The sequence below is a fragment of the Streptomyces sp. NPDC042100 genome (genome assembly GCF_055582325.1).
Genome location: NZ_JBVJDK010000002.1, coordinates 109,592 through 131,616, shown reverse-complemented (window position 1 = coordinate 131,616; position 22,025 = coordinate 109,592). Strand labels below are relative to the sequence as shown.

The 22,025-nt window shown below is 71.0% G+C and carries 15 protein-coding genes and 1 pseudogene; 4 read left to right on the top strand and 12 right to left on the bottom strand.

Annotated features, from left to right (window positions below; all coding sequences use genetic code 11):
- Window positions 1-166: 166 nt before the first annotated feature.
- The 3 genes from ACZ6J5_RS04825 to ACZ6J5_RS04815 all read right to left on the bottom strand — a co-directional run bounded on the left by ACZ6J5_RS04825 (window position 167) and on the right by ACZ6J5_RS04815 (window position 2,936).
- On the bottom strand, window positions 167-889 hold the full coding sequence (locus ACZ6J5_RS04825; RefSeq protein WP_469387651.1) for a carbon-nitrogen hydrolase family protein: 723 nt from the start codon (window positions 887-889) through the stop codon (window positions 167-169).
- Between the two features lie 65 nt (window positions 890-954).
- Complete coding sequence (locus ACZ6J5_RS04820; protein ID WP_469387649.1) at window positions 955-2,211, bottom strand: pyroglutamyl-peptidase I; 1,257 nt, start codon at window positions 2,209-2,211, stop codon at window positions 955-957.
- An 86-nt stretch (window positions 2,212-2,297) separates the two neighbouring features.
- The gene (locus ACZ6J5_RS04815) at window positions 2,298-2,936 is read right to left on the bottom strand and encodes a TetR/AcrR family transcriptional regulator (RefSeq protein WP_469387647.1); all 639 of its coding nucleotides are present in this window, start codon (window positions 2,934-2,936) and stop codon (window positions 2,298-2,300) included.
- A gap of 117 nt (window positions 2,937-3,053) precedes the next feature.
- Here ACZ6J5_RS04815 and ACZ6J5_RS04810 point away from each other — a divergent pair, with 117 nt between their 5' ends.
- A complete protein-coding gene (locus ACZ6J5_RS04810; protein WP_469387646.1) occupies window positions 3,054-5,543 on the top strand; it encodes a beta-glucosidase in 2,490 nt (829 codons plus the stop codon).
- A gap of 66 nt (window positions 5,544-5,609) precedes the next feature.
- On the opposite strand, the gene ACZ6J5_RS04805 is transcribed toward ACZ6J5_RS04810, so the two are convergent.
- Window positions 5,610-6,494 (bottom strand): SGNH/GDSL hydrolase family protein, encoded by an 885-nt coding sequence (locus ACZ6J5_RS04805; protein WP_469387644.1) that lies wholly within the window; start codon window positions 6,492-6,494, stop codon window positions 5,610-5,612.
- Window positions 6,495-6,751: 257 nt separating this feature from the next.
- Here ACZ6J5_RS04805 and ACZ6J5_RS04800 point away from each other — a divergent pair, with 257 nt between their 5' ends.
- Window positions 6,752-7,246, top strand: a complete 495-nt coding sequence (locus ACZ6J5_RS04800) for a DUF3145 domain-containing protein (RefSeq protein ID WP_469387642.1) — start codon at window positions 6,752-6,754, stop codon at window positions 7,244-7,246.
- 233 nt (window positions 7,247-7,479) lie between these two features.
- On the opposite strand, the gene fabF is transcribed toward ACZ6J5_RS04800, so the two are convergent.
- The 5 genes from fabF to fasR form a co-directional block, all read right to left on the bottom strand.
- Complete coding sequence (gene fabF / locus ACZ6J5_RS04795; protein WP_469387640.1) at window positions 7,480-8,742, bottom strand: beta-ketoacyl-ACP synthase II; 1,263 nt, start codon at window positions 8,740-8,742, stop codon at window positions 7,480-7,482.
- A gap of 78 nt (window positions 8,743-8,820) precedes the next feature.
- Window positions 8,821-9,069, bottom strand: coding sequence for an acyl carrier protein (locus ACZ6J5_RS04790; protein ID WP_469387638.1), 249 nt, complete (start codon window positions 9,067-9,069; stop codon window positions 8,821-8,823).
- A gap of 68 nt (window positions 9,070-9,137) precedes the next feature.
- Window positions 9,138-10,169 (bottom strand): ketoacyl-ACP synthase III, encoded by a 1,032-nt coding sequence (locus tag ACZ6J5_RS04785; protein ID WP_362475050.1) that lies wholly within the window; start codon window positions 10,167-10,169, stop codon window positions 9,138-9,140.
- 18 nt (window positions 10,170-10,187) lie between these two features.
- On the bottom strand, window positions 10,188-11,138 hold the full coding sequence (locus ACZ6J5_RS04780) for an ACP S-malonyltransferase (protein WP_469387636.1): 951 nt from the start codon (window positions 11,136-11,138) through the stop codon (window positions 10,188-10,190).
- An 89-nt stretch (window positions 11,139-11,227) separates the two neighbouring features.
- Window positions 11,228-12,409, bottom strand: a complete 1,182-nt coding sequence (gene fasR, locus ACZ6J5_RS04775; protein WP_469387634.1) for a fatty acid biosynthesis transcriptional regulator FasR — start codon at window positions 12,407-12,409, stop codon at window positions 11,228-11,230.
- 90 nt (window positions 12,410-12,499) lie between these two features.
- Between fasR and ACZ6J5_RS04770 the strand changes: the two genes are divergently transcribed.
- A complete protein-coding gene (locus ACZ6J5_RS04770) occupies window positions 12,500-13,162 on the top strand; it encodes a pirin family protein (RefSeq protein WP_469387632.1) in 663 nt (220 codons plus the stop codon).
- Here ACZ6J5_RS04770 and ACZ6J5_RS04765 read toward each other — a convergent pair.
- On the bottom strand, window positions 13,159-13,353 hold the full coding sequence (locus tag ACZ6J5_RS04765; RefSeq protein WP_469387630.1) for a DUF397 domain-containing protein: 195 nt from the start codon (window positions 13,351-13,353) through the stop codon (window positions 13,159-13,161). The genes ACZ6J5_RS04770 and ACZ6J5_RS04765 overlap by 4 nt on opposite strands.
- The gene (locus tag ACZ6J5_RS04760) at window positions 13,337-14,161 is read right to left on the bottom strand and encodes a helix-turn-helix domain-containing protein (protein ID WP_469387628.1); all 825 of its coding nucleotides are present in this window, start codon (window positions 14,159-14,161) and stop codon (window positions 13,337-13,339) included. Before ACZ6J5_RS04760 ends, ACZ6J5_RS04765 begins: the two co-directional genes overlap by 17 nt.
- Before the next feature lie 197 nt (window positions 14,162-14,358).
- Here ACZ6J5_RS04760 and ACZ6J5_RS04755 point away from each other — a divergent pair.
- Window positions 14,359-14,558 (top strand): annotated as a pseudogene (locus ACZ6J5_RS04755) (site-specific integrase); the annotation flags it as partial.
- 578 nt (window positions 14,559-15,136) lie between these two features.
- On the opposite strand, the gene ACZ6J5_RS04750 reads toward ACZ6J5_RS04755, so the two are convergent.
- The gene (locus tag ACZ6J5_RS04750) at window positions 15,137-21,751 is read right to left on the bottom strand and encodes an RHS repeat-associated core domain-containing protein (protein ID WP_469387624.1); all 6,615 of its coding nucleotides are present in this window, start codon (window positions 21,749-21,751) and stop codon (window positions 15,137-15,139) included.
- Window positions 21,752-22,025 lie beyond the last annotated feature (274 nt).

The window sequence follows — 22,025 nt, the reverse complement described above, 5'->3', positions numbered from 1 at the left end:
TCCGCCGGTCCGCCGGTCCGCCGGTCCGCCGGTCCGCCGGTCCGCCGGTCCGCCGGTCCGCCGGTCCGCCGGTCCGCCGGTCCGCCGGTCCGCCGGTCCGCCGGCGCGTCCGCGCGTGCCCAGGGCCCGCGCGGACCCCGCGCGCCGGACGGCCGGTGCCTCCCCGTCAGCGGCCGTCCGGCACCTCCGCCAGCGCGTATCCCGGCTCCGTGCCGCCCGCGTCGGCGGTCCTGCGCCCGTCCGGGCCCCAGGCGCCCGCGTGCCCGGCCCCGACGCCGTCCTCGTTGGCCCCCAGCACGTTGCCGAGGACCACGTGCAGCCCGAAGTCCCGGGCCCGCACCGGGTAGACCGTCTCGAACGAGTCGTTGTCGGCGCCCAGCACCGAGCTCGCCAGATAGACCGCGCAGCCGTCGGCGGCGGCCCGCTCGGCCAGCTCCGGGAAGCGGTTGTCGTAGCAGGTCGCGGTCGCGAACCGGACCCCGTCGAGCGTGAAGCGCCCGTCGGCGGTGCCCGGCGCGAAGACCTCCGCCTCCACCCCGTACAGGTGCCGCTTGTCGTAGCGGGCGAGGAGCGAGCCGTCCGGCCCGATCACCAGCGTGGTGATGCCCGGCCGCCCCGAGGCCGTGCGCACCGGTCCGTTGACGACGGCCGCCGCCCCCGCCTCCCGGCAGGCCGCCCGCAGCGGTTCGAGGCGCGGGTCGTCCTCCGCCAGGACCAGGGCAGGGGTGTCCCGGATCAGGCTCGGCTCGTAGCCGGTCAGGGCCAGCTCGGCGAAGACGACGACCCTGGCCCCCTCTGCCCCGGCGGCCCGGACGAGCCCGGCGGCGGTGCGGACGTTGGCGGCGATGTCCCCGGCGACCGGGGCGAACTGGGTGGCTGCGACGATCATGGCCGCCATCATCCCGCGCCGCCGGGTAAGGATCAACAGAGCTGAGAGAGTATTAGCTCCGCCGTTCAGGCGCCCGCCGCCACCGTCACGATGGCCCGCACCTGGGCGATGACGTCCAGCCGGTTGCGGACGAACTCGGGGTCGGTCACCGTTCCGGTCGCCGGGTCCGCGTTGGCGGCGCCGAACTGGAGCACCGGCGTGTGGACGTGCCCGCCGGGCAGCCCGGTCAGGCCGAGCCGGTCGCGCAGCAGGGTGGCCCGGTACGCGATCTCGTTGGAGAGGTAGTTTCCGCCGCCGCCCGCCCGCGCCAGCGAACCGGGCGTCGGGCCGCCGGGCCGCACCACGGGGGTGTCCGTCCCGGCCGGGACCTCGGTCACCGAGGTGTTGTCGTAGACCGGGAAGCGCCCGGTCGCCGCCGCCGTGATCGCCGCGTACGGGAGGGTGGTCGAGGTCCACTGGGGCTGCGCGCCCGGACCGGCCACGGGCACGGTCCCGGTCTCCGCCGCGTTCTCGTTGTCGGGGAAGCCGCCGCGCCAGGCGCCGTTGGTGCGCTCGATGTCGAAGCGGCCGGGGCGGCCCTGGCTCACCGTGGTGAAGAGGTCGAGCTCCGGCAGGTGCGGGCGCAGCGTCCGCTCGACCGTGCCGTCCGCGAAGTCGGCCCAGCGGACCGGGAAGACGGCGGTCTCCACCCGGGCGAGCGAGCCGTCGGCGGTGCGCAGCCAGGTGCCGTCCAGGGCGAGCGCGGTGGCCCCGGAGGGGTTGCTGATCCGCACGTCCCGGTCGAGCGTGAAGGGGTCGAAGCCGGTCAGCAGGATCCGCTTGACGCCCTTGCCCGCCTTGCCGGCCGGGTAGCGGATCGAGTCCTGCCCGCGCGAGGCGCGCTCCAGCCGGTCCATGAGCCGGGCCCGGCCCTCGTCGGTGACGGTGAATCCCGGCCGCCAGCCGCGCAGTTCGCGGGTGAGGGCGAGCCGCGACCAGTACAGCGGCCGGTCGTCGTCCCGGGACAGGTCGCCGTGGAGCGGCCCGCGCCCCTGGGCCCGGTCGACGGCCCGCCGCCACAGCCCGGTTCCGTACCGTGCGACGGTGTCCTCGGCCTGCCGGACCGTGCGGGCGCGGGCCAGCGCCGCGGCGAACTCCGGTGCCAGGGAGTCGAATCCGCTGCGCCGCAGGATCTCCTGCGGCGCGGCCCGGTCGAGCCGGGCCTCCTCGGCGGTGACGGCGGGGGCGGGGGCGGGGGCGGGGGCCGCGAGGGCGGGTGGGGTCGCGAGGGCGAGCGAGGCGGCGGCGAGGGCGAGGGCGAGCGTGCTGCGTATCGGGGACAACGGAGGTCCTTCCGTGCGGCGGTGACGGGCCGCCGGAAGTATCGCCTCCCCTCCCCGACTCCCGCCAGGACACGCCCCGTTGTCCGTCAGGGGCGTCCGTCAGGCCGGGTGCGCGGGGCCCCGCTCGGGCCCTGTTCGGGATCCTTCTCGGGGTCCTGTTCGGAGTCCGCCTTGAGCAGCGCCAGGAAGTCCCGGAAGGAGGCCCCCATGTCCACCGCGTCCGGGTCCAGCAGCCACTGGTACTGGAGCCCGTCCATGACCGCCGTGAGCAGCGGCGCCACCCGCTCCGGGGTGAGCCCGCCGGGCAGGGTGTCGCCGTACTCGGCGCGCAGGACGCCCGCCATGTTCTCCCGCACCTGGGTGTAGCGCTCGGTGAAGAAGGCGCGGGCCGGGTGGTCCTCGGTGACGCTCTCGCCGAGCAGCGCGGAGAAGGTCTGCACGATGCCGGGCCGCATCGCGTTGTACTCGACCAGCGACTCCATCAGGTCGAGCCGCCAGCGCTCGCGGTCCCGCCCGCCGCTGGTGTCCCAGCGGTCGCGCTCCTCCAGGACGGCGACGAGCAGCGCCTCCTTGGTCGGGAAGTAGTGCAGCAGCCCCTGCTGGGTCAGCCCGACCCGCTCGGCGACCGCGCCGAGGGAGGCGCCCCGGTAGCCGCGCTCGGCGATCACCGCCAAGGCGGCGCGGACGATCTCCGTCCGCCGCTCCTCGCTCCTGGTCCGTGCCATCGCCCCGTCCCCCTTCCGTAGGTCCCTGACAGGAGGACCGTACGTCATGCCGTATCCGGCGTTATTGATAACGAAACGCTAACGTAACCTACCGATCTACAGGTAGATGGGGTCACCATGGCGACACCAGCACTTCAACGAGGAGGTACGGCCGTGCCGGAGACGAACGCGACGCCCGCGACGGATGCCGACGCCCAGCGCGAGGAGGCCGTCGAGGCGGCCCTGGCCAAGCTCGACCTGGACACCAAGACCCGGCTGCTCGCCGGCCAGGACATGTGGTCGCTCCCCGCGCTGCCCGAGATCGGCCTGGCCTCCCTGGTCATGTCCGACGGCCCGATCGGCGTCCGGGGCGTCCGCTGGACCGCCGACGACCCCTCCGTGGCCCTGCCGTCCCCGACCGCCCTCGCCGCCGCCTGGGACCCCGCGCTCGCCCGCCGGGCGGGCCGGCTGCTCGCCCAGGAGGCCCGCCGCAAGGGCGTCCACGTCCTCCTCGCCCCCACCGTCAACCTGCACCGCACCCCGCTCGGCGGGCGCCACTTCGAGGCGTACAGCGAGGACCCGTACCTCACCGGCGCCATCGGCACCGGCTACGTCCAGGGCGTCCAGGACGGCGGCGTCGGCACCACCGTCAAGCACTACGTCGGCAACGACGCCGAGACCGACCGCTTCACCGTCGACAACAAGATCGCCCCGCGCCCGCTCCGCGAGCTCTACCTGGCGCCCTTCGAGGCCATCGTCAGGAACGCCCACCCCTGGGGCATCATGACCGCCTACAACCGGGTCAACGGCACGACCATGACCGAGCACCGTTACCTCGTCAACGAGGTGCTGCGCGGCGAGTGGGGCTTCGACGGCTACAACGTCTCCGACTGGATGGCCGCCCGCGACACCAAGGGCGACATCGAGGGCGGCATGGACGTCGCCATGCCCGGCCCGCACACCGTCTACGGCGAGGCGCTCGCCGCCGCCGTCCGCACCGGCGACGTCGAGGAGTCCGCCGTCGACGCGGCCGTGCGCAACGTGCTCCGGCTCGCCGCCCGCGTCGGCGCCCTCGAAGGCGCCCCCGCCGCCGTCCCCGAGCCGCCCGCCGCGATCGACGGCGACGCCCTCGCCCGCGAGGTCGCCCGCCGGGGCTTCGTCCTCGTCCGCAACGAGAACGCCGCCCTGCCGCTCAGGCCCGGCACCGTCGCCCTCTCCGGCGCCGCCGCCCGCGACGCCCGCGTCCTCGGCGGCGGCTCGGCCCAGGTCTTCCCCGACCACGTCGTCTCCCCGCTCGACGGCCTCACCGCCGCGCTCCCCGACGGCGCCCTCACCTTCCACGTCGGCGCCGACCCCAGCGAGGAGCTCACCCCCGCCGACCAGGGCTTCACCCTCCGCGCGGTCTGCCGCGACGCGGCCGGGACCGTCCTCGGCGAGGGCACCCTGCCCAACGGCCAGGTCCAGTGGATCGGCGACGACCTCCCGGCCGGCGTCACCCACGAGGCCCTCGCCTCCATCGAGGTCATCGGCTCCTTCACGCCCCGCGAGACCGGCGAGCACTCCTTCGGCACCCGGGGTCTCGGCGCCTTCGCGCTCGCCGTCGCCGGGGAGACCCGCTACGAGGGCGTCCAGGCCATCGGCCCCGAGACCGACCCCTTCGAGGCCTTCTTCGGCGCGCCCGTCGAGCGCGCCCGGGTCGCCCTCACCGCCGGCGAGACCGTCGAGGTCTCCCTGCTGCACACCCTCGACAAGGAGTTCGCGGCCCCGCTCCCGGCCGTCATGTTCTCCTTCGTCCACCTCGGTCCCCGCCGTGACCCCGACGAACTGATCGCCGAAGCCGTCGAGGCCGCCCGCGCCGCCGAGACCGCCGTCGTGGTCGTCGCCACCACCGAGCGCGTCGAGTCCGAGGGCTTCGACCGCAAGGACCTCGCCCTCCCGGGCCGCCAGGACGACCTCGTCCGGGCCGTCGCCGCCGCCAACCCGAACACCGTGGTCGTCGTCAACGCCGGCTCCCCGGTCGAGCTGCCCTGGCGCGAGGAGGTCGCCGCCGTCCTGCTCAGCTGGTTCCCCGGCCAGGAGGGCGGCGCCGCACTCGCCGACGTCCTCACCGGCGCCGAGGAGCCCGGCGGCCGGCTGCCCACCACCTGGCCCGTCGCCCTCGCCGACGTCCCCGTCACCGAGGTCACCCCGACCGACGGCGAACTCCACTACGAGGAGGGCGTGTTCATCGGCTACCGGGCCTGGGACAAGGCCGGTGCCGTCCCCGCGTACGCCTTCGGCCACGGCCTCGGCTACACCACCTGGACGTACGACTCCCTCGTCGTCACCTCGGACACCGCCACCGTCCGCCTCACCAACACCGGCGAGCGCACCGGCCGCGAGATCGTCCAGCTCTACCTGGCCCCGGTCAACGACTCCGTCGAGCGCCCGGCCCGCTGGCTGGCCGCCTTCGCGAGCGTCGAGGCGGGCCCCGGCGAGACCGTCGAGACGACCGTCGAACTGCCGCGCCGCGCCTTCGAGATCTGGGACGAGGAGACGAACGCCTGGACCCTCGTCACCGGCGGCTACCAGGTCCTGGCGGCGCACTCGCTGGCCGACGCCCGCCTGACCGCGACCCTGGAGCTCTGACCTCCCGGGCCCCGAGACCGGCCCCGGGGCGGCACCTGACTCCCGCCCCGGGGCCCTCCGCCCCCGCTACGCCGTGCCGCCGATCCGGCGGTACGCGAGCTCCGCCAGCCGCGCCTGGCCGTCCCGGCTCGGATGGAACCAGTCCCAGCGGCTGAGCTGCCCGCCCTCGAAGGCGAAGCCGAAGACCGCCCCGCCGTCGTAGCGGCAGCGCGCGTCCTTCGCGCACTCCTCCCGCAGCACCTCGTTGTACGCCACCACCCGGTCCCGCACCCGGTTCCGCCGCGCCTCCGCCGCCGGGCCCAGGTCCTCCGGGTCCGCCAGCATCGAGCCGCACACCCCGAGCCCCCACACCTGGCGCCCCAGCGGGCTGACCCGGCCGGTCGCCCACAGCCGCTTCAGGTCCGGCAGGCTCGCCACGTACACCTGCGCCTTCGGCGCGCCCGCCCGCAGCCGGCCCAGCGCCGCCGTGAACGAGGCCCGGAAGTCCTCGACCGGGGTCATCAGCCCGGGCTCGGGGCGGCAGGCGTCGTTGGCGCCCATCATCACCGTGACCAGCTCCGGGCGCCGGGCCGCCGCCTCGGCCATCTGCTCCGGCAGCTCCGCCATCCGGGCCCCGGTCCGCGCCAGGTTCCAGCTCCTCGCCGCCGCGCCCTCGGGCCCGAGCAGCCGCACCGCGAGGCTGCCCACGGCCGGATCGGTGCCGGTCGCCCAGGAGGCCTCCGGGCAGTCGGACAGCACCCCGCAGGCGTCGAAGGCGCGGGTGATGGAGTCCCCGACCGCCGCCAGGGAGCCGGGGGAGGGGTCCCAGGAGGGTGTCGGCTTCGGCGTCGGCCTCGGCGCGGAGGCGGCGGCCTCCGGGCGCCCGCCGCCGGCCGAGCAGCCCGGCAGCGCGGCGGCGCACAGCAGCGCGACCGTGGCGGCGGTGGTACGGATTCGACGTCGCCCGCGCATCCCCGGGGCCCCTCCTCGGCGTCCTGGCGGGTGAAAGGTTCGTGTCCACCCGCTTCCGACCGACCGTACGTCACCGAGATGTGGGTGCGGCACGGTAGCTTTTCCCCGTCGAACCAGAGGCGCCTCGGCCGATCGGGTCCGGTAAATTACATCACGTCACATGCTGTCCCCTTTTTGGGGGTTTGCGAAGATCTGCGCCGGATGTGTTTACTGAGGCTGCTGGGCAAGGTGAACCTCGTCCCACACTGGAGGTCCCGGTGACGACACGTGGAGTCCTGTACGTACACTCCGCACCGCGCGCGCTCTGCCCGCACGTCGAATGGGCGGTCGCGGGCGTTCTCGGTGCGAGGGTCCAGCTCGACTGGATCCGCCAGCCGGCGTCCCCCGGCACCTGGAGAGCCGAGCTCTCCTGGCAGGGGCGCACCGGCACCGCCTCCACGCTGGCCTCCGCGCTGCGCGGCTGGCAGATGCTCCGCTTCGAGGTCACGGCGGAGCCCTCCGCCGCCGCCGAGGGCGAGCGCTACAGCGCCACCCCCGCGCTGGGCATCTTCCACGCCGTCACCGGCATCCACGGCGACATCATGATCCCCGAGGACCGGCTGCGCGCCGCCCTGGCCCGCGCGGCCCAGGGCGAGACGGTCCTGGAGGCCGAGATCGCCAGACTCCTCGGCAAGCCCTGGGACGACGAGCTGGAGCCCTTCCGCTACGCGGGCGAGGGCGCCCCGGTCCGCTGGCTGCACCAGGTGGTCTGAGCCCGCTGTGCACGGCATACGAAGGAGGCCCGTCCCGGTCGGGGACGGGCCTCCTTCGTATACGCGTCGGCCGGGTCAGACCGAGCGGAACGCCGGCACCACGTTGTGCCCGCCGAACCCGAACGAGTTGACCTCTCCCTCGTGCGCCCCTCGCACCGCTTCGCGGGCTTCGGGGCGCTGTGCCGGACTCCGTCCGGCCACCGGGGGCGGGTCTGTCGGCGGTGTCGGCCGGGTCAGACCGAGCGGAACGCCAGCACCACGTTGTGCCCGCCGAACCCGAACGAGTTGTTGATCGCGGCGATCGTGCCCTGGGGCAGCTCGCGCGGCTCGTCGCGGACGATGTCGGCGTCGACCTCGGGGTCGAGGTCGGTGATGTTGATGGTCGGCGGGGCCAGGCGGTGGTGCAGCGCCAGGACCGTCGCGACGGTCTCGATGCCGCCCGCGCCGCCCAGGAGGTGGCCGGTCATCGACTTGGTCGCGGAGATCGCGACGTGGTCCAGGTCGTCGCCCAGCACCCGGCGCAGCGCCTTGATCTCGGCGACGTCGCCCTGCGGCGTCGACGTGGCGTGGGCGTTGAGGTGGACGACCTCGGACGGCTTGAGGTCCGTCGAGTCGAGGAGGTTCCGCATCGCGGCGGCGATGCCCCGGCCGGTCGGCTCGGGCTGCGCGATGTGGTGGCTGTCGGCCGACAGGCCCTGGCCCAGCACCTCGCAGTAGATCTTCGCGCCGCGCGCCTTCGCGTGCTCCTCGGACTCCAGGATGACGACGCCGGCGCCCTCGCCGAGGACGAAGCCGTCCCGGCCCTTGTCGTAGGGGCGCGAGGCCAGCTCGGGCTCGTCGTTGCTCTTGGACATCGCCATCATGTTGGCGAAGGCCGCGATCGGCAGCGGGTGGATCGCCGCCTCGGTGCCGCCCGCGACGACCACGTCGGCACGGCCGGTGCGGATCATCTCGACGGCGTAGCCGATCGCCTCGGCACCCGACGCGCACGCGGAGACCGGGGTGTGGACACCCGCGCGGGCGTTCACCTCCAGGCCGACGTTGGCGGAGGGGCTGTTGGGCATCAGCATGGGGACGGTGTGCGGGGAGACGCGGCGGACGCCGGACTCCTTGAGCACGTCGTACTGGTCGAGCAGGGTCGTGACGCCGCCGATGCCGGAGGCGATCACGGAACCGAGCCGCTCGGGGATGACCTTCTCGTCCTCACCGGCCGGCGCGGTGTAGCCCGCGTCCGCCCAGGCCTCACGGGCCGCGATCAGCGCGAACTGCGCCGAGCGGTCCAGCTTGCGGGCCAGCGGGCGGGGCAGCACCTCGGAGGGGTCCACCGCGGCACGCGCGGCGATCCGGACGGGCAGCTCCTCGAAGCGCTCGCCCTCCAGGGGCTTGACGCCGGAGCGGCCCGCGAGGAGGCCCTCCCAGGTGGAAGCGGAGTCGCCACCCAGCGGAGTGGTTGCGCCGATACCGGTGACGACCACGGTGCGATTGGTCGAGCTCACAGGAATTCTTTCTCCATGTGTGTGATGGTCGAAAAACGGCGCCACCGCTGGGTGGCGAACCGGGACACCTAGGGCTGATTAGGCCTGGTGCTCGAGGATGTACGTGGTCGCGTCGCCGACCGTCTTGAGGTTCTTGACGTCCTCGTCGGGGATCTTGACGTCGAAGCGCTCTTCGGCGGCCACGACGACCTCGACCATGGACAGGGAGTCGACGTCCAGGTCGTCGGTGAAGGACTTCTCGATCGCGACGTCCTCGACCGGGATGCCGGCGATCTCGTTCACGATCTCGGCGAGACCGGCGACGATCTCTTCCTGGGTGGCGGCCATGGTGGCGCTCCTTCTTGTTCTTTGTGTGTGCTGAGAAAAAATGAGGCGTCCGGAAGGATCCGGAGTGCCTAGGGGAGAGTAACGACCGTCGCGGCGAAGACGAGACCCGCCCCGAAGCCGATGATGAGCGCCGTGTCGCCGCTCTTCGCCTTGCCGGTCGCCAGGAGCCGCTCCATCGCGAGCGGGATCGAGGCGGCCGAGGTGTTGCCGGTGGTCTCCACGTCACGGGCGACCGTGACGTGCTCCGGCAGCTTGAGGGTCTTCACCATCGAGTCGATGATCCGCATGTTCGCCTGGTGCGGGATGAAGACGTCCAGGTCGTCCGCCGAGATCCCGGCCGCGTCCAGCGCCTGCTGGGCGACCTTCGCCATCTCGAAGACGGCCCAGCGGAAGACCGCCTGGCCCTCCTGCGTGATGGCCGGGAACTTGATGTCGCCCTGCTCGTTGAGCGGCAGGTTCGAGACGTCGCCGATGTGGAACTCGTTCCACGGCACGGTCTGCTTGATCGTCTCGGACTTGTCGCCCTCCGAACCCCACACCGTGGGGCCGATGTGCGGCTCGTCCGAGGGGCCGACGACCACGGCACCGGCGCCGTCGCCGAACAGGAAGGCCGTCGCGCGGTCCTCCAGGTCCGTCAGGTCGCTCAGCCGCTCCACGCCGATGACCAGCACGTACTCGGCCGAACCCTCGACGATCATGCCCTTGGCGAGGGTGAGGCCGTAGCCGAAGCCCGCGCAGCCGGCCGAGATGTCGAAGGCGGCCGGCTTGCCGGCGCCGATCTTGTCGGCGATCTCGGTGGCGACCGCGGGGGTCTGCTTGAAGTGCGACACCGTGGAGACGACGACCGCGCCGATCTGCTCCGGGGTGATCCCGGCGTCGGCGATCGCCTTGCCGGAGGCCTCCACCGACATCGCGGTGACGGTCTCCTCCGGGGACGCCCAGTGGCGGGTGGCGATGCCGGAACGCGAACGGATCCACTCGTCGGAGGAGTCGATCTTCTCCAGGATCACCTCGTTGGGCACCACCCGGGTCGGACGGTAGCCGCCGACGCCGAGGATACGCGCGTACGGGGCGCCCTTACTGGGCTTGATCTTCGCCATGCTTCTCGACACTCCTTGTCAGGCCGTGGCCGTCTCGGCGACAAGCGTGCGGGCCGCGTCGAGGTCGTCGGGGGTCTTCAGGGCCACGGTGGGGACACCGGGCAGGGCGCGCTTGGCGAGGCCGGTCAGGGTGCCGCCGGGGCACACCTCGATCAGGCCGGTGACGCCGAGCTCCTTGAACGTCTCCATGCACAGGTCCCAGCGGACCGGGTTGGCGACCTGGCCGACCAGGCGGGCGATGACCTCCGCGCCGCCGGTGACGACCTGGCCGTCCTTGTTGGAGACGTAGCGCGCGGCCGGGTCGGCCGGGGACAGCTCCTGGGCGGCGGCGGCCAGCTTCTCCACGGCCGGGGCCATGTGGTGCGTGTGGAACGCGCCCGCGACCTTCAGGGCCACGACGCGGCGGACGCCCTCGGGCTTGTCCGCCTCCAGGGCGGCCAGCTGCTCCAGGGTGCCGGCGGCCACGATCTGGCCGGCGCCGTTGACGTTGGCCGGGGTCAGGCCCAGCTTCTCCAGGTGCGGGACGGTCACCTCGGGGTCGCCGCCGAGCAGCGCCGACATGCCGGTCTCGGTGACGGCGGCGGCCTCGGCCATCGCCAGGCCACGGGTGCGTACGAGACGCAGCGCGGCGGTGTCGTCGAGGACGCCCGCGAACGCGGCGGCGGTGAACTCGCCGACGCTGTGACCGGCGACGGCGCCGGGGGACACGGCACCGAGACCGAAGGCGGCGCCGGGAGCGACCTCACCGAGGGCGGCGGCGGACAGCAGACCGGCGGCCACCAGCAGCGGCTGGGCCACGGCGGTGTCGCGGATCTCGTCCGCGTCCGCCTTCGTGCCGTAGTGGGCGAGGTCGAGCCCGATGGCGTCGGACCAGGCCGCGACGCGGTCGGCGGCACCGGGGAGTTCGAGCCAGGGAGTCAGGAAGCCGGGCGTCTGGGCGCCTTGGCCGGGAGCGACGAGTACGAGCACCCTCACACTCTCTCTTGGGGACGGTCCCGGACGCCCGTGGGGACAAGGACGAAGAACCGTCGGTCGAATTGTTGGTGTTCGACAAAAGTCTAGGACTGCGTCTCCGCGTCGGCCAAGCGCCCGAGGATGAGCGCGATCCGCAGGGTGAACGCGGAGCGGACGTCGGAGGGTGACCAGCCGGTGACGTCGGTCACACGTCGAAGCCGGTAGCGCACGGTGTTCGGGTGGACGAAGAGCATCCGCGCCGCGCCTTCCAGGCTGCTCGCCTGCTCCAGATAGACACTGAGAGTTTCGAGCAGCGCCGAGCCCGCTTCCTCCAGCGGTCTGTAGATCTCCTCCACCAGCTGCTCGCGCGCCGAAGGGTCGGACGCGATGGCCCGCTCCGGCAGGAGATCGTCCGCGAGAACCGGCCGAGGGGCGTCCTGCCAGGCCGAACACGCCTTGAGCCCGGCGGCGGCGGCCTGCGCGGACCGGGTCGCGGCCAGCAGGTCGGGCACCACGGGCCCGGCCACCACGGGACCCTGCGCGTACGGCCCGATCAGCGCCTTCGCCACGGCCAGCGGGTTGTCGTTGCCGCCCGCGATGACGACGAGCCGGTCCCCGAGCACGCCCGTGAGCACCTGGAGCTTGGCGTGCCGGGCGGCCCGGCGGATCGCCTCGACGGTCAGCTCGCTGTCGCCGTCCGGCGCCGTGCCGAGGATCACACAGACGTGGTCCGGCGAGTTCCAGCCGAGGGCGGCGGCCCGGGACACGGCGCCCTCGTCGGCCTCGCCGGACAGCACCGCGTTCACGACCAGCGACTCCAGCCGCGCGTCCCAGGCGCCCCGGGCCTCGGCGGCCTGCGCGTACACCTGGGCGGTGGCGAAGGCGATCTCCCGCGCGTACACGAGCAGCGCCTCGCGCAGGGTGCTCTCGTCGCCGGGCGCCGCGACCCCGTCGATCGCGCTCTCCATGACCTCGATGGTCGTCCGCACCATCTCGACGGTCTGGCGCAGCGTGATCGCCCGGGTCAGCTCGCGCGGCGCGGTCCCGAACACGTCGGTGGAGATCGCCTGCGGGGTCTCGGGGTGCCGGAACCACTCGGTGAACGCGGCGATGCCGGCCTGGGCGACCAGGCCGATCCACGACCGGTTCTCGGGCGGCATCGCCCGGTACCAGGGCAGCGTCTCGTCCATGCGGGCGATGGCGCTCGCGGCGAGCCGCCCCGAGGACTGTTCGAGGCGCTTCAGGGTCGCGGCATGGGGGTGAGCGGCGTTCACTGGTTCAGACACGGGGACAAGACTGCCTTATCGGGACGGCGGCGTGCGGGGCCGGTCCGTTTTCACGGCCGCCCGCGCCGCGCCCGCCGCTACCGTGATCCCGTGATACGCATCCAGCGCGCCGGGGAGCGGTACCCCGGAGGAGACCCCGAGGCCGGGATCGACACCCGGCACGCCCTGTCCTTCGGTCGCTTCTACGACCCGGACAACCTCCGCTTCGGCGCGCTGCTCGCCGTCAACGAGGAGCGGCTGGCCCCGGGCGCCGGCTTCGACGAGCACCCGCACAGCCACACGGAGATCGTCACGTGGGTGGTCGAGGGCGAGCTGACCCACCGCGACACGACCGGCCACGCCACGGTCGTCCGCCCCGGCGACCTCCAGCACCTGAGCGCCGCCGAGGGCGTCCGGCACGTGGAGCGCAACGACGGCCCGGCCCCGCTGGTCTTCGTCCAGATGTGGCTGGCCCCGCTGACCCCCGGCGGCGACCCGGCCTACGACGTGGTCCGGGGCATCGCCGACGCGACCCCGTACGCCCTCCCGGCGTCGGGCGCGATGCTGCACGTCCGCCGCCTGGAGCAGGGCGAGCGCGCGGCCGTCCCGGACGCCGACTTCGTCTACGTCCACGTGGCGCGCGGCACGGTCCGGCTGGCGGGGGAGGAGCTGTACGAGGGCGACGCGGCACGCGTCACCGACGCGGAGGGCCTGGCCCTGCTCGCGACCGGTGACGCGGAGGTGCTGCTCTGGGAGATGCGGCGGACGCTCTAGCGGACGGCGTCCACGAAGGTCTGCCAGGCGGCGGCGTGCACCATGAGAACGGGCCCGGCGGGCCGCTTGCTGTCACGGACGGGGACGACACCGGGACGGCTGTCGGAGACTTCGAGGCAGTCGCCGCCGTTGGTCCCGCTGTACGACGACTTACGCCACTGGGCGCCGGTCAGGTCAGGACGGGTCTCCATAGCGTTCCTCCATCACGCGGGCGATCAGTGCCGCCGAGTCCTCGGGGGAGAGGGCCGTGGCTTGCAGCCGAGCGTAGCTGACGGAGCGCTCCTTGATCACGGTCGGATTCGCGGTCATGTGCCCCTGGTCGTAGCTCTCCGAATAGAAGAGGTCGGGGTCGCCGTCGAACCTGAGGAGGTTGAACGACCCCATCATTCCCGTGTGTTCTCCGATGGAGAACGGCAGGATCTGGATCTGCACCCAGGGGTTGTCCCGGTACTCCAGCAGGCGGGCCAGTTGCCCCCGCATGACCTCGCGCCCGCCGACCTCCTGGTACAGCGCCGCCTCGCTCAGGATGACCCACAGTACGGGCGGGTCCTCACGCTCCAGGATCCGCTGGCGTTCCATGCGGGCCGCCACCATCTCGTCCACCTGGTTCGGGTAGTCGACGGCGAGGAGCGCCGCCGCGTACTCCTTCGTCTGCAACAGCCCGTACACCAGCTGCGTCTGGAAGGTGGAGATGTACGTCGCGCGGGCTTCCATCTCGGCGTACGGCTGGAACCAGTTCGGCAGCTGGCTCCGCAGTACGAGCCCCACGAGTCGGCTGAACAGTCCGCCCGTACCCAGCGCCGCGTCCAGCCGCTCCGAGAACTCCCGGGTCGGGAGCTTCCGTGCCGTCTCGATCTGGCCGATCAGGGAGCCCGAGCAGAAGACGATGTCCCCGAGCTGCTGCTGCTTCAGCCCGTGCGCCTCGCGTAAGCGGCGGAGCTCCCACCCGTAGTAGTCCAAGGGGGAGGCGCTGGGGTCGAGTTGAACGATGTTGGCCATGGCGATACCTCCGGCCTGCGACGCGCGCGGCGTCTCGACTCGCTGTGTCGCCGAGCCTATTCAGCGCCCGCGCGAGCCGGAGGGAGAACGACGTACGGCCACCCGTGTGGGTGACCGGGCCGCCACCTGCTCCGGGCCCCGCAGGAACAGAGACTCCAGAGAAGAAGCAGACCGGCGCGAGCCGGGTGGGCAGCGGCCACTCCAACGCCCTGCTCCGGCAACAAGTCGTCGAACTCGTCGTCATCAAGGAACTCCTCGGCCCCGCCCACAACGGCGCACCGCCGGCGTCTACGCCCACGTACGGCTCAGCCTCCAGCGAGAGGCCATTGGCACCCTCAACGAAGCACTCGACCAGGCCGACGACGACCCTGAAGACCCACCCATCGCAGCCGTCGTCCACCGACGTTGCCGTCAAAAGCCCAAGAAGCCCCGCCGGGTAGGAGTCCGGCGGGGCTTCTTGCGCTCCGAGAGGGGCGGTTCACCGCTATGCAAAGACGAAAGGCGTCACGCAGAGATGAGAAGTTATCGTGCCGTCCGACTTATCGGATAGAGCTCCCCTTCAGAGCTTGTGGATCACCATGATTCATCGCCTGTCAGAACGATGACTACCTCATCAGGCTCATCGCTTCCGTCTCCGTAGACGTCGACCCGATTCTCTACATTCGGAACGGGAATCAGCAGTCTCACTGATTCATTCGGATCCGAGATTTCGAGGGATGCCTTGGGGAGAGTCAGATTCCCTGAGTACACAAGGACCTTTCCAGTCGGCCGGTAAGGACCCTGCACACATTGGACCGAGGCCGGACCGCTAGCAGCTTGCTGCACCGCAATGAACAAGGAGTCCGGACCACCGTGCACTACATCAGCAGCCACGTCCCAGCCTGCGTGGTTGTCAGCGCTCCCGGGTGCGGCAGCAATAACCAGACCGTGCGCGAATCTTGTCACGCACGAGGCGAAAAGCATCATTTAATCCACCTATTGTCTCGGCTTCCACGCCGGGAAGTCGTAGTACTCCTTGATTAGCGTTCGCACGATTCCACCCTGCTGTTTGGAACACGCCTTGCAGTGTGGATACAGAGTCCATGGACCATTCGGGGAGATCCTATTCGGCGGGTTGTGGTCACCAGTCCAGTGTCCATCCTTATAGCCGGACTTCTCGGCACCGCAAGCAGCGCAACCATTCCGATCCCCGAACTCGTTGACCATTCTCTGCTCATGGGCAAGAACGGTGTCTCCGCGCTCAGCGGTAACCCCCTCTGCCTTCTGCCCCTTCAAGTTGGGCCCGAGGGTCAAATCGCAGAGTTTGCCTTCGTTTACGTTATGAACCAGGACCGGAGTTGCCCCCGCCAGCACATAGTACGTGTGGATGCCCGTGACCGTCAGGTCATGTGTTCGCTGGCGCTTGTCGAAATTGCGGACGGCCGTCAGCTGGACTGTCTCGCCGGAGGGCGTCAGGAGGGTCATGCCCGGGGTCAGTTCGCCGGCCTCGACCCAGCGGGCCTCGGACGGGACCCAGAAGGGGTGTGTCGTCGTGGAGATGAGGGCGGCGGGCTTGCCCGCCTTCGCCTGGATGGTGAGGTCGACGAAGGTCTTGTCGTCTTCCGTCACGATGGTTCCGGCGACTCGGCGGATGGTCGTCTCGCCGGTTTCCGGGTCGGTGACGGTGATCTGGTCGCCTGGCTCGACGTCCTCGATGTTCTTCGTTGACCCGTCTGCCATGAGGACCTTGGTGCCTGGCAGGAAGCTGTGAGGCGTGGGGCATTTACCCTTGCCGGCGAGCGCCTTCACCTTCTCCTGGGCGGCCTTCAAGGCATCCTTGGCCTTGCCGAGTGCCTTGGAGTTGTCCCAGACCTCCTTCATGCCGCTCAGCAGGTCATCGAGGAGACCCCACACGCGCTTGACCAGCTTTACGCCCTTGGACCACTTCCATGGATTCACGTACTTGGCCGCGAGCTTGCCCGCGAGGCCACCGACGAAGCTGCCGGCGATGTTGAGGGCGGTTTCTCCGCAGGCGCTCAGGTCGCCGCTCGAGAAGCAGTCGAGAGCCGCGTCGATCCCCAGCTCTTCCATCGCGATCTTGGTGAGGGCCTTTGCCGCTGCCTTCACCTTCTGCTTGGAGGACTTGAGGTTCTTCTCGGACGCGGAGACGTCGCTTTCGGCGCGGGTCACCTCCGTGTCCGCCGTGCCGCTCGCCGTGTTGTCCGACGCCGTGCCGACGACGACTCCGCCTCGGCATACGAATCCGGACTGGCGGCATTCCGCTTCCATGAGGCCCGACGGGTCGGACCGCGTCACGGGGCTGTTGCCCGCGTACGCGTAGCCGTTCATCTGCTCGGGCCGCGTGAAGTCGATGAGGGGGTCGACCGAGATGAACTTGCCCAGTGCCGGGTCGTATTCACGCGCCCCTAGATGCGTCAGTCCCGTCTGCGCGTCGAGCGTGCCGCCCACGAAGCCCTTCTCGCCCGGCCAGGCGCCGGAGGCCGCGCCCCGTGGCGCGCCGTACGGGTCGAACCGCCGCTGCGACACGGCACCGGTCGCGGGGTTGATCGCCAGGGTGCTCGTGCCCTGGTGGTCGGAGCCGAGGAACGACAGCGTGCCGTTGTCCTGGCGTACGGCGATGCTCTGTCCGGCGAAGGAGTAGTACCGGGTCGCCTCGACAGCGGTGCCCTGCTTGGGGAGCTTCAGCTCCATGCCGGGCAGGTACACGGTGGTCCCGTTGGCGTCGCGGCGCATGACGCGTTCGCCGGACGCGTCGTAGACGTAGGTCGCCTCCTTGCCGTCCGCTTCCAGCGTGCGGGCGAGCCTGCCCTCGGCGTCCCAGTCGAGCGTCTGGGTGTCGCCGCCGGCGGTACGGGTGCGGGTGTTGCCCCCGCTGTCGTAGGTGTAGAGGAACTCGCTGTCGCCGGCCGGGGTCGTCTGCATGACCTTCGTGACCGCGTGCGGGCCGACCTTGTCACCGTAGGTGAAGGTCCTCTTGACGTCCTTCGCCGGATCCAGGCCGGTGTCGTGCCTGATCTCCTGGGTGCGGTTGCCGATCGCGTCGGTCGTGTACGACGTCCAGTACGCGGCGGGACCGCCCAGCGGGCCCGTGCCGGGAGCCGCGGCGCAGGCCGTGGGAGAGCGCCCGTTCAGCGTGGTGCCGACCGTGCCGGAGCCGGTGGCGTCGGTTCCGGTGGCCGCCGGGGTCCATGCCTCGGTCAGCTGCTGGGCGGAGTCGTAGCCGAAGCACTGGACGTCCGGGGACGTGCCCGCGATGTCCGCGATGGACAGGACGTTCCCGGCCTGGTCGTACGAGTAGGAGGAGTCCGCCGCGAGGCCGACGTTCTCGATTCCGACCGTCGACCTGGTGAGCCGCTCGGTCCCCCGCTCGTAGAAGAACTCGCGCTGGACCTCCCGGCTGCCGGTCGTGAGCGTCAGGCCCTTGAGTCTGCTCGTCGGTGTGTACCGCGTGTCGGTGACGTAGCTGGACACGGGGCTCGTCATGGAGACGGGTCGCTGCAGCTCGTCGTAGCCGTAGGCGAAGGTCTCGCCGGGCAGGCCGCCCGCCGCCGGCATCGATGTGCTGGCGACCGTGCCGTCGGGCTTGTAGCTCGTGGTGAAGGTGTAGGTGGCTTTGGCGACCTCGTCGGCGGCCGGCACGAGGTAGTCCACCCGCAGGGGGCGGTAGCGCGCGTCCCGGTGCTGGACGATGCTCGCGAAGTACGTGGTCGCGCCGGTGTAGCGGTAAGAGGCCCAGGGCTCGCCGAGGTAGCCGGCGCGGTCGTACTTGGTCTCGGTCAGCTTGGTTCCGGTGCCGGCTTCCCCCTCCCACGTCGTCGTGGGGCGCCCGAGCGTGTCATAGAGGTAGGAGGTCTTCTTCTTGCTGCCGTCGACCGACTGCTTCGGACGGTCCATGCCGTCGTACTCGGTCAGGAACGTGCCGGCGTCCGGGTCGACCGTCTTGGTCTTGCGCCCGAGCTGGTCGTACTCGTACCGCCACTCGTTCTTCCCGGGGTCCGTGACCGTCTCCAGCTGCCCACGCGGCGTGTACGTGTACGTGGTGGAGTCGTACTGCGCGCCCGGGCCGACAGGGTCGGGGGAGGCGGTGCGGTAGTGGCGGATCTCGCTCACCCGGCCCTGCGCGTCCAGGATGGTGGTCGTCGGGACACCGCCCACGGGCGGGTCGACGTGGGCCTGGTTTCCGTCGTAGTCAGTGGTGGTACGCCACTGCTCGACACCGCCGGTCAGGGAGATCTCCGCGGTGGTCCGGCCGAGACCGTCGTACTCGAACGCCTTCTGCGAGGGGACGTCGCCGCTGGTGACGTTCAGCAGTACATCGGACGCCGGGCCGGCGGCGTTGTAGGTGTCGTAGGACATCTTCGTCTTGCCTGTGGCGTCGTAGAAGACGTCGCCGACCATGCGAGTGCCGTTGGCGCCCTGAGTCTGGAGCTGGCGGGGGCGCAGCAGGCTGTCGTAGTGCTGGTACTCGGCTCCGTAGGTGCCGTCGTTCTGGATCTTCTCGGTCTTGACGACGGTGGTCAGGTCGCGGCGGACGTCGTAGGAGTACTTGATGCTGGGCGTGGACGTCTTGGGCCGGTCCGCGAGCCAGACGGAGGTGAGGCGGCCGAGTGCGTCGTAGGCGAGATCGGTGCGCCTGCCGTTCGGGTCGGTTTGACCGGCCGAGACGCCCCAGGCAGGCGCGTAGTCGGTCGTCGTGACGTGGCCGAGCATGTTGGTCTGCTTGGTCTGGGAGATCAGGCCGTTGACGTCGGTGTACGCGATGGTCGTCGCCACCTGGTCGGCCGCGGGCTTCTGGAGCTGCTCCGCGTCCTTCTGGCTGGTCGGGCGGCCGTAGGTGTCGTACGTGGTGATGCCGGTGAGCTGGTAGGTCGCCTTGACGCCGTCGTGGGCCGTCAGCCGCTCGGTCCGCGTGGCACTGCCGTAGGCGTCGTAGGTGGTGCGCTCGTCGGCGAGGACCTGGGTCTTGCGGTCCGGCGTCGAGTCGCAGTCGACGGCGATCGCCTCGCTGCGCGAGGGAAGGTCGTAGAGGTTCCGATCCGGGGTGTCGGCGTACCAGAGCTCGGTGCAGGTGTCGTCGGCCGTGGTCGAGGTGTCGCCGAAGTCGGCGGTCTTCTTCAGGCGCCGGTTGGGAGCGGCGTCGTCGAAGTACGAGCGCGACTTGGTGGCGGTCCAGGTGTTGTCGGGCTTGATGCTGTAGCCGCGCGTCACATGGGACTTGACCACGGAGGCGTTCGAGACGGCCCACGGTTTGGTCTGCGTGGCCGTCACGGCCTTCCAGGGCTCGCTGATGGTCTTGGCGACGACCTTGCCACCGATGGCCCTGTTGTAGGTCTGCGCCTCGATCTGGAAGCCCGTGTACTCCTTCTCGCCCGTGTACTCCTTACCCGTGGAGTCGGTCACCTTCTCCTGGCGGGGTTGGGTGCCGGTGGGGGGTTTGTCCCCGTCCAGACCCTGGAGATAGGTGTATTCGACCCGGGTTGAAGGCTTCTGCTTGCTGCCACTGGTGACGACGACGCTGCCGTATCCCTGCCACTGGCTCCACGTCAGGAACTTCGGGTCCGTGATGCCGTCAGGTTCCGTGTACCGCCAGCCGGCGCTGCCGCGGTAGTCGTAGTGAGTCACCGATTCCTCGCCGCCGCCGGTCCGGTCGGTCTCGACGATGTCCTGGACGACGTACTTGTGGAACCAGTCGGTCTTGGGCTGGATCTCGCCGGGCGGTGCCCAGATGACGGGGAAGCAGCGCTTCGTGGACGCGCCAGGCTGGGGCAGGGCGGTGGGTGCGCATTCGCGTGGGGCGTAGGTGATGTCCAGCTGCGCCCCGGTCTCGCTCAGGACGCTGGCGAGCCGCAGCCGCCTGAACGGGTCGGTGTTGTCGGTGTCGCTGTCGACCCGGTTCATCAGATGGGTGCCGCCGAGCTCGAGCGACAGCATGTCCTTGCTCTCGGCCCCCGCGCTTCCCTTATGGTCGATCTTCGACAGCCAAAGAGTCTTTGTGCTGTCTCCGTTGTCCGTGAAGATGTGGGTGAAGGTCCAGGCGTCGACGTCGGAGTACTCGCCGGCGACCGAGCTCCTGCTCATCTGAGTGGTGACCCCGGTGAGTCGCTTGGTCGTCCAGAAGGTCTGGGTGCTCTGGTTCGCCGCACACTTGCTGTTGGCGGCGCAGTTCCGGTCGACCGGTGTGTCGGGCCAGTAGGTGGAGTTCGCCGCCGTGAAGTTCGACGGTGCGCAGTCGAAGACCTGGGTATCCGCGAGGCAGCGCTCGCCGACGGTGAACTGGACACGTGCGGGCGCTTTGGAGGTGTAGACGGACTTGTCGCGCTGACCGTAGTCGATGCGCTTCAGGAAGCCGCCGCGGTGGTAGGCCGTGCCGTTGACGTCCGTCTTGCCGTTCAGCGCGTAGTAGTTGGTCTCGGCACCGTAGAAGTAGGACATGACGTTGCCGCGGAGGTCCTTGACGTAGTCCAGGTTCCATCGCCATGCCTGCTTGCAGTGCGCGCTGGTGAAAGTGGCGTTGTAGCAGGGTTCGCCCGCGTCGTCGCCGAAGACCGGTGCGGTCCAGGTGGAGGCGGTCTCCTCCTTGCCGGTCGTCCATCCCGGCAGACGGTTGAGGCCGAAGTAGTACTCCGTGCCGTCCGTCGTGGTGATCCGCCAGTGCTCGCCGTCGTTGTCACCGTTACCCGTGACGTACGTGCTGCTGGTGAGCTGCTCGACCTTCGCGCCGTTGTCAGAGGCGAAGTGCCACTTGCCGGTGGCATCGCTCTTGACCAGCGAGCTGGCCGAGCCGTTGAGCATCACCGTCGCGTTGTCGAAGGCCCAGCACTGCTCACCCGACGTGCTGTGACCGTCTTCCGAGCAGGGTTTGTACGAACGCTCGATGTAGCCGGGCTCGTAGCCGAAGCCCTCACCGATCCAGGAGCCCTGGTTGTTGGTCGCGGAGGTGCGCCCGTCGGCCGACTGGGCGGAGTAGCCGAGGCCGACGGTCGGGGTGAGACCGCCGGGGGTCGGGACCGTACGCAGCGGGTAGTTCCACGCGAAGGCGCCGGCGGAGTTGGAGACGGACCAACTGGCCGAGGGCGCCAGCGAGGTGGCCTTGTAGTCGCCCTTGGAGGACGAGTCCCCGGGGGACAGCGTGTAGACCGTGCCGCCACTGTTCATGGGCGCGGCGGACACCTCGGCGGTCACCGTGTGGCTCGCCGGGTCGTTCTGGGACACGACGGCCTTCGGCGTGACCTTGCAGTCGGCACTGCCGGGGGGCTTCGTGACGGCACACGCGGGTAGTTCGAGCAGACGCAGCCGGGACCCGTAGGAGCCACCCGCGGCGTCGGCGAACCGGGAGTAGTCCAGCGAGATGCGGACGGCGGCGGTGGAGCCCGCGTCGGCGCGCTTCACCGTGAAGAGTGCGGCACCGCCCCAGCGGACCGCGCTCTTCGCGTCGAGCGCGTTGACCTCCACCGTCGACGGGGGTGAGGCGGCGGCCTCGCTCGTGACGGCCGCGACGGAGACCGGCATGCCGCCGACCGTCGCCTTGGAGCGCGGGGCCGGGGCCTGCCCCAGGGAGGCGAGCGGAGAGCCGGTGGGCAGGGACAGCACGGCGCTTCCCGCCTGGGGCAGGGTCGCGGGATCGAGTGTGGTGACCGCGGACTTGCGTGCGTCGTCGAGGGGGCGGGGCTTCGCCTTCGCCGCGTTCGTCCCGGTGATGGGGTCAGGATTGTTCGAGAATCCCGGCAGTCCGGATGCTTCAGGCTGGAGGGGCACCGCTTGGGCGACGCCGGCCGACAGGGCCAACGACAGCGCAAGGACAGTTCCGGTGGCCACTCGTCTGGGCATGCGGACGGCCAGCAGGCGGCCGCGTGTGGGCATGGCG

Excerpts from the sequence above, each read along its gene's own strand:
- ACZ6J5_RS04825 (WP_469387651.1), bottom strand. The coding sequence starts at position 889 with ATGATCGTCGCAGCCACCCAGTTCGCCCCGGTCGCCGGGGACATCGCC.
- ACZ6J5_RS04815 (WP_469387647.1), bottom strand. The coding sequence starts at position 2,936 with ATGGCACGGACCAGGAGCGAGGAGCGGCGGACGGAGATCGTCCGCGCC.
- ACZ6J5_RS04810 (WP_469387646.1), top strand. The coding sequence starts at position 3,054 with ATGGCGACACCAGCACTTCAACGAGGAGGTACGGCCGTGCCGGAGACG.
- ACZ6J5_RS04805 (WP_469387644.1), bottom strand. The coding sequence starts at position 6,494 with ATGCGCGGGCGACGTCGAATCCGTACCACCGCCGCCACGGTCGCGCTG.
- ACZ6J5_RS04790 (WP_469387638.1), bottom strand. The coding sequence starts at position 9,069 with ATGGCCGCCACCCAGGAAGAGATCGTCGCCGGTCTCGCCGAGATCGTG.
- ACZ6J5_RS04785 (WP_362475050.1), bottom strand. The coding sequence starts at position 10,169 with ATGGCGAAGATCAAGCCCAGTAAGGGCGCCCCGTACGCGCGTATCCTC.
- ACZ6J5_RS04765 (WP_469387630.1), bottom strand. The coding sequence starts at position 13,353 with ATGGAGACCCGTCCTGACCTGACCGGCGCCCAGTGGCGTAAGTCGTCG.
- ACZ6J5_RS04760 (WP_469387628.1), bottom strand. The coding sequence starts at position 14,161 with ATGGCCAACATCGTTCAACTCGACCCCAGCGCCTCCCCCTTGGACTAC.